We start from the raw sequence: 1553 nt of genomic DNA, 5'->3' as shown, positions 1-1553 counted from the left end.
AGTAGGTCCAGTGTCCCCGGTAGAACCAGTAACGCCAGTAGCGCCAGTCGCCCCGGTAACTCCAGTAGGTCCAGTGTCCCCAGTAACGCCAGTAGGTCCAGTGTCCCCGGTAGAACCAGTAACGCCAGTAGCGCCAGTCGCCCCAGTAGCGCCAGTAGGCCCAGTGTCTCCAGTAATGCCAGTAGCTCCGGTAACGCCAGTAATGCCAGTAGCTCCGGTAACGCCAGTAGGCCCGGTAACGCCAGTAGGTCCAGTGTCCCCGGTAGAACCAGTAACGCCAGTAACGCCAGTAGCCCCAGTAGCGCCAGTAGCCCCGGTAACGCCAGTAGGTCCAGTGTCCCCAGTAACGCCAGTAGGCCCAGTGTCTCCAGTAATGCCAGTAGCTCCGGTAACGCCAGTAGCCCCGGTAACGCCAGTAGGTCCAGTGTCCCCGGTAGAACCAGTAACGCCAGTAACGCCAGTAGCGCCAGTAGCTCCGGTAACGCCAGTAGCCCCGGTAACGCCAGTAGGCCCAGTGTCTCCAGTAATGCCAGTAGCTCCGGTAACGCCAGTAGCTCCGGTAACGCCAGTAGGTCCAGTGTCCCCGGTAGAACCAGTAACGCCAGTAGCCCCGGTAACGCCAGTAGGTCCAGTGTCCCCGGTAGAACCAGTAACGCCAGTAACGCCAGTAACGCCAGTAGCGCCAGTAGCCCCGGTAATGCCAGTAGCTCCGGTAACGCCAGTAGGTCCAGTGTCCCCGGTAGAACCAGTAACGCCAGTAACGCCAGTAACGCCAGTAACGCCAGTAACGCCAGTAGCCCCGGTAACGCCAGTAGGCCCAGTGTCTCCAGTAATGCCAGTAGCTCCGGTAACGCCAGTAGCTCCGGTAACGCCAGTAGCGCCAGTGTCCCCGGTAGAACCAGTAGGTCCAGTGTCCCCAGTAGCGCCAGTAGGTCCAGTGTCCCCAGTAACGCCAGTAGGCCCAGTGTCTCCAGTAATGCCAGTAGCTCCGGTAACGCCAGTAGCGCCAGTGTCCCCGGTAGAACCAGTAACGCCAGTAGCCCCAGTAGCGCCAGTAGCCCCAGTAGCGCCAGTAGCCCCGGTAACGCCAGTCGCGCCAGTAGGCCCAGTGTCCCCGGTAGAACCAGTAACGCCAGTCGCGCCAGTCGCGCCAGTAGCCCCGGTAACGCCAGTAGCCCCAGTAGCGCCAGTAGCCCCGGTAACGCCAGTAGGTCCAGTGTCCCCAGTAACGCCAGTAGGCCCAGTGTCTCCAGTAATGCCAGTAGCTCCGGTAACGCCAGTAGGTCCAGTGTCCCCAGTAACGCCAGTAGGCCCAGTGTCTCCAGTAATGCCAGTAGCTCCGGTAACGCCAGTAGGTCCAGTGTCCCCAGTAACGCCAGTAGGCCCAGTGACTCCAGTAACGCCAGTAGGTCCGGTAACGCCAGTAGGTCCAGTGTCCCCAGTAGCGCCGGTAGCGCCAGTAGGCCCAGTGACTCCAGTAACGCCAGTAGGTCCGGTAACGCCAGTAGGTCCAGTGTCCCCAGTAGCGCCGGTAGCGCCAGTAGGCCCAGTGA

The 1553-nt window shown here is 61.1% G+C and carries 1 protein-coding gene; it reads right to left on the bottom strand.

The genetic code is table 11. The features are described from left to right. A partial coding sequence (locus tag ACIQLB_RS14540) for a beta strand repeat-containing protein (RefSeq protein WP_400726934.1) occupies positions 1-1553 on the bottom strand: 1553 nt, incomplete at both ends.

The sequence above is a fragment of the Lysinibacillus sp. NPDC092081 genome (genome assembly GCF_044755845.1).
Classification (GTDB): Bacteria; Bacillota; Bacilli; order Bacillales_A; family Planococcaceae; genus Lysinibacillus.
Note: the sequence above shows the minus strand (reverse complement) of the source record. Positions and strands in the feature narration are given on the sequence as shown.